The 4,626-nt window shown below is 59.0% G+C and carries 5 protein-coding genes; 3 read left to right on the top strand and 2 right to left on the bottom strand.

The features are described from left to right. The first annotated feature begins 363 nt into the window (after positions 1–363). The gene (locus A4E33_RS07595; protein WP_292347096.1) at positions 364–1,581 is read left to right on the top strand and encodes a proteasome-activating nucleotidase; all 1,218 of its coding nucleotides are present in this window, start codon (positions 364–366) and stop codon (positions 1,579–1,581) included. 204 nt (positions 1,582–1,785) lie between these two features. Further along, positions 1,786–1,932: a hypothetical protein gene (locus tag A4E33_RS07590; protein WP_292347094.1), complete on the top strand. Its 147-nt coding sequence runs from the start codon at positions 1,786–1,788 to the stop codon at positions 1,930–1,932. A gap of 303 nt (positions 1,933–2,235) precedes the next feature. On the opposite strand, the gene A4E33_RS07585 is transcribed toward A4E33_RS07590, so the two are convergent. Together A4E33_RS07585 and A4E33_RS07580 are read right to left on the bottom strand one after the other, a co-directional pair. Continuing rightward, positions 2,236–2,745, bottom strand: coding sequence for a DUF5804 family protein (locus A4E33_RS07585; protein ID WP_292347093.1), 510 nt, complete (start codon positions 2,743–2,745; stop codon positions 2,236–2,238). A 40-nt stretch (positions 2,746–2,785) separates the two neighbouring features. Then, positions 2,786–3,955, bottom strand: coding sequence for a proteasome-activating nucleotidase (locus A4E33_RS07580; protein ID WP_394334363.1), 1,170 nt, complete (start codon positions 3,953–3,955; stop codon positions 2,786–2,788). 2 nt (positions 3,956–3,957) lie between these two features. Here A4E33_RS07580 and A4E33_RS07575 point away from each other — a divergent pair, with 2 nt between their 5' ends. Continuing rightward, positions 3,958–4,404 carry a DUF126 domain-containing protein gene (locus tag A4E33_RS07575; protein WP_292347092.1) on the top strand — a complete coding sequence of 149 codons (447 nt, stop codon included), beginning with the start codon at positions 3,958–3,960 and terminating at the stop codon, positions 4,402–4,404. The last annotated feature ends 222 nt before the right edge of the window (positions 4,405–4,626 follow it).

The following is a 4,626-nucleotide window of genomic DNA, read 5'->3' as shown; positions in this document are numbered from 1 at the left end:
ATCCGTACGGCGCACCTGCTGCACCTCGGTCCCGAACTTCCCGCACTTCATGCAGACCTGAAGTTCGGCACCCTCGATCCGGACCAGTTTTGGGGAGCCCCGGATCTCCTCACCGCACATCTCACACTGCATAGTCTCACACATCAATGGCCCGTGCGAGTATAAATTTTCCACGTAAAAGGTATTGCCTGCCAGCCCTGAACGGTTGCCACTTCACAAACACTTTATATATAGTTTTCCCAAATACCTAACTGAGTGAGGCACGAGATGGCCGATACCCTTCACCAGCCGCCAACCGATCCCCAGACGCCCGAGGAGCTGTACAGGCTCTACCGCACCCTGTCCGAACAGCTCCGCGAGCAGATGAGCCAGATCGAGAACGACAAGCACGAACTGGAAGTCCAGATGATGGAACGGGTCGGCAACCTCGAATCACGGAACCTCGAACTGCGGGAGCAGCTCCGGCAGGTTGAGGCAGATAAGCGGTATATCGAGACCCAGAAGATACGGTTCGAGCGGGAGGTCCGCAAGCTCAAGAGCGAGAGCGAGCAGCTGCGAAGCCCCCCACTCATCATCGGAACTGTCACCGATGTCGTGGACCCGACACGGGTCATTGTCCGCAGCAGCGCCGGCCCGAGATTCCTGGTGCGGAGTTCCCCGTCCATCAATACCGAGGACCTCAAGCCGGGCGTCCGCTGCACGCTCAACCAGCAGTCGCTCGCCATTGTTGAGCTCCTCCCGACCTCGTTCGATGCCCAGATCTACGGCATGGAGCTCTCAGACTCCCCGCAGGAATCCTACCTGGACATCGGCGGTCTCGATCCGCAGATCAATGAGATCCGGGAAGCAGTCGAGCTCCCCCTGAAACGCCCCGACCTCTTCCAGAAGATCGGGATCGACCCGCCCAAGGGCGTGCTCCTCCACGGCCCGCCCGGCACGGGAAAGACCCTGCTTGCAAAGGCGGTTGCCCACGAAACCAACGCCCACTTCATGCGTGTCGTCGGGTCGGAACTGGTCCAGAAATACATCGGCGAAGGGGCCCGGCTGGTCCGGGAGCTCTTCGATCTTGCGAAGAAGAAAGCCCCGACCATCATCTTCATTGACGAGATAGATGCCGTGGGCGCATCCCGTACGGAGGCCAACACCTCTGGCGATCGCGAGGTACAACGGACGCTGATGCAGCTCCTTGCCGGCATGGACGGGTTCGAGAACCGGGGCGATGTCAAGATCATCGGCGCCACGAACCGGATCGATATCCTTGACCGTGCGCTCCTCCGCCCGGGCCGGTTCGATCGTATCATCGAGATCCCTCTGCCGAACGAGGCCGGCCGTCTCTCCATCCTGAAGGTCCACTGCCGGATGCTCACAGTTGACGGGAAGGTCGATCTTGCGGCAGTTGCCCGGATGACCGAGGGCAAAAACGGTGCCGATCTGCGGGCGATCTGCATGGAGGCGGGTATGTTTGCGATCAGGAAGGAACGCTCTGCCATAACGCAGGAAGATTTCCTTGCAGCGATCGCAAAGGTCGGCCTCGACTTCAACCGCGGCCCCCTCGATGCCGAGGGAGCGATGTTCGCGTAGGTCAGCGATCGGAAGCATCCTTCATTTTTTTTCCTGTTAATCGCCTGACACTCGCGGATGCCATGGTCTCGGGCTTTCACCATTCATGGCAGAACCTCCCGGTTCATCCATTGAACTTCTCCCGTACACCCAAACACCCGTCCCATGTGGCGAATATTTAATGCGAAATTTCCAAGTCCCTGAATATCCTTACGGAGGTTTTTCATGACCAACGCCGGTGATGTCATCAGACAGGTCGAGACCGCCCTGAACGATACCCAGTACCCGCCAACCCTCGAACAGCGGGAGATCCTGACAGCCATCCTGTACAGGACGGTTCTCGAATCCGGTGAATCCGGAAGGACCCTGTGATATGGCCGGGTCCGGATCTTTTGAATAACGGTCTATCGGTGAGCGGGCTGCGGGGGGATCGAAAATCCCTGCACTGAACGGCAGGGTTATAGCATCAGTATTCTCGTCAAAGAGAGGTGATCCCGTGGTGGCGAAGAGATCTGCCCGCAGGCCCCGCGGACACGGTGAGGTCCCCCCTCCGATTTTTCACCGGTTACGGGAATTCTGATGAACAACAGGACCATCCCGTCGCAGATGAACGACACGGGGAGGAAACACCGGTTGTTGCCTGGCGGATGCGATGCGTGACCATCTTTTGCGCTTTCAGGAACTACCAGTGCCCGGCCCTCCGGCATCTGCACCGGCAGGCTCGTCCTCCGCCATCAGTTCACCCTCTTCCATGTCGTCTTCCCTGCACCATATCTCAATCGAGCGATCAGCCCCGATATATTCCTGGTGGTACTCCTCGGGAGCGGACCCCGGGGTCATGGGGAGCGAGCTGATCAGTTTTCCGTCTTTGAAACTGTAGAGCTTCCGGTACTTCCACCCCGGGTTGAGGACCGTGGTCCGCTCGTAGTACACGTCTTGGGCAAGATCGTGGGTGAAATAGATCCCGTTCTCCAGCTCGAAGAGCGGCTGGCGCACGTACCGCCTTATATACCAGCGGAGTTCCGCAACAAGCGAGAGGGCGCTCCCCAGCGATGCGCAGGTGATGGAAACACCGCAGGGTTTCTTCTGCGGGTGATAAAACCGGAGGGCCATGCGGCTGGTTTCGGAAGAATAGAGTACATGGTGGAGATCAGTGCCTTCCCGCTGGATCAGCAGTATGTTCATGGGGCCTCCGGAAAAAGGGAATCCGGTATGGAAACGGCAATCAGGTATACATCCGGGTGTCTGCCACGGCCTCGTTCCTGACCTTGCGGGCAGCATCCAGGAAGTCGCGCATGCTGATCGCGTCCGCCTCCCGGCGCACGGCCATCATGCCCGCCTCGCGGCAGATCGCCTCGAGCTCGGCACCGGTTGCCTTGTCGGTGATCGCGGCAATCTCCTCGAAATCCACGTCGCTTATGTGCATCTTTCGGGAATGGATCTTCAGGATCTGGAGACGGGATGCCTTGTCCGGCACGGGGATCTCGATCAGGCGGTCGAACCGTCCCGGCCGCAGGAGTGCAGGATCCAGCATGTCGGCACGGTTCGTGGCAGCCATGATCCGGACATCGCCGCGGTTGTCGAACCCGTCCATCTCTGCAAGGAGCTGCATCAGCGTCCGCTGGACCTCGGCGCTCCCGGAGGTACCGTCATTGGTACGCATGCTGCCCACCGCATCAATCTCGTCAATGAAAACGATGGCAGGCGCCCGCTCGCGGGCGAGCTGGAACAGCTCGCGAACAAGCCCGGCGCCCTCGCCGATGAACTTATGGACCAGCTCGCTGCCGGACATCCGGATGAAGGTGGCTTTTGCCTCGTGGGCCACCGCCTTTGCGATAAGTGTCTTGCCCGTGCCCGGCGCCCCGAACAGGAGGATGCCCTTCGGGGGTTCGACACCGACCCGGCGAAAGATTTCCGGTTTGGTCAGCGGGAATTCGACAGCTTCCCGGACCTCCTTCACCTGGTCTGCGAGCCCGCCGATCTGGTCGTAGCTGATGGCAGGGGATTCCTCGAGCTCCATTACGCGTACCCTGGCATCGTAGATGTTGCCGATGACCTTGACGATGGACAGCGCATTGTTGACAGCAACCTTGGCACCGGGTTTCAGCTGCGTTCGTATTTCATCCGGCGCACTGGTCAGGTATTCCTGGTTGTTACCCTGCTGGCGGAGATAGATCTCCCCGCTCCCGAGGATATCCACAACAACGGCAACAAAGAGCGGCATGCGCTTGAGCTGGTTGTTCTCCCGCTTGAGCTGGCCATTCTCCTTGGTGAGCTCGTCCACTTTCACCTTCATCTCGAGGAGAGAAGCTTCGAGCTCGTTGATCTGGATCTGGTACTTGAGCTCGGAAGATGAAGCAGTGTTACTCGCGGCAGACTCTTCCATATTAATCATATATGTTCATCTTCAACCATTTATGTGGTGTGATTTTGCATATACACGGAAGGGGTATAGCAAAGGGCAGGTCAGCCGGCCCACTGCTGGTGAGCCCGGCACCGATCTCGTTTCTCGGAGGCGTGGATCCGGAGACCGGGGTTATCATTGAGAAAGATCACCCCCTGCAGGGAACAGGCATTACCGGTACCGTGCTGGCATTCCCCTATGGCAAGGGATCGACCGTGGGATCGTACGTGATCTACGCGCTGAGCCGGAACGGGCATGCCCCCCGGGCGATCATCAATACCGAGGCAGAAGCAATCATTGCAACCGGGGCAATCATCGGTGGCATCCCGATGATCGACCGTATCGGCATCCCGATCGAGAGGCTCATGACCGGCACCATGGTCACGGTTGATGGGAACAGCGGGGAGATGGAGTACGAAGGCTCCCTTCTTCCGGAATAACCGGCGGACCATACAAACACAATTATCATATAACTCCCGCCCGTATATTCCGGGTATGCAGAAGATCACAATCCTCGCTATCCTCGTTCTCTGTTCAGCTGTCGGGATTGCCGGATGCACGGGCACCCCCGCCACCCCGGTCACCCCGGCACAGCCATCAGGACCGGCTGCAACCCAGGCAGCTGCGTCCCCCTCTGGTTTCAGCCTCGAGCCCTCTCCCAC

Origin of the sequence: Methanoregula sp. PtaB.Bin085, from assembly GCF_002067035.1 — an archaeon.
GTDB lineage: Archaea > Halobacteriota > Methanomicrobia > Methanomicrobiales > Methanospirillaceae > Methanoregula.
This window is presented reverse-complemented; position numbering and strand designations above follow the sequence as displayed.

Bases quoted from the DNA above. Each gene is read 5' to 3' on its own strand.
- A4E33_RS07595 (WP_292347096.1), top strand. From the start codon at position 364: ATGAGCCAGATCGAGAACGACAAGCACGAACTGGAAGTCCAGATGATG.
- A4E33_RS07590 (WP_292347094.1), top strand. From the start codon at position 1,786: ATGACCAACGCCGGTGATGTCATCAGACAGGTCGAGACCGCCCTGAAC.
- A4E33_RS07585 (WP_292347093.1), bottom strand. From the start codon at position 2,745: ATGAACATACTGCTGATCCAGCGGGAAGGCACTGATCTCCACCATGTA.
- A4E33_RS07580 (WP_394334363.1), bottom strand. From the start codon at position 3,955: ATGATTAATATGGAAGAGTCTGCCGCGAGTAACACTGCTTCATCTTCC.
- A4E33_RS07575 (WP_292347092.1), top strand. From the start codon at position 3,958: ATGTTCATCTTCAACCATTTATGTGGTGTGATTTTGCATATACACGGA.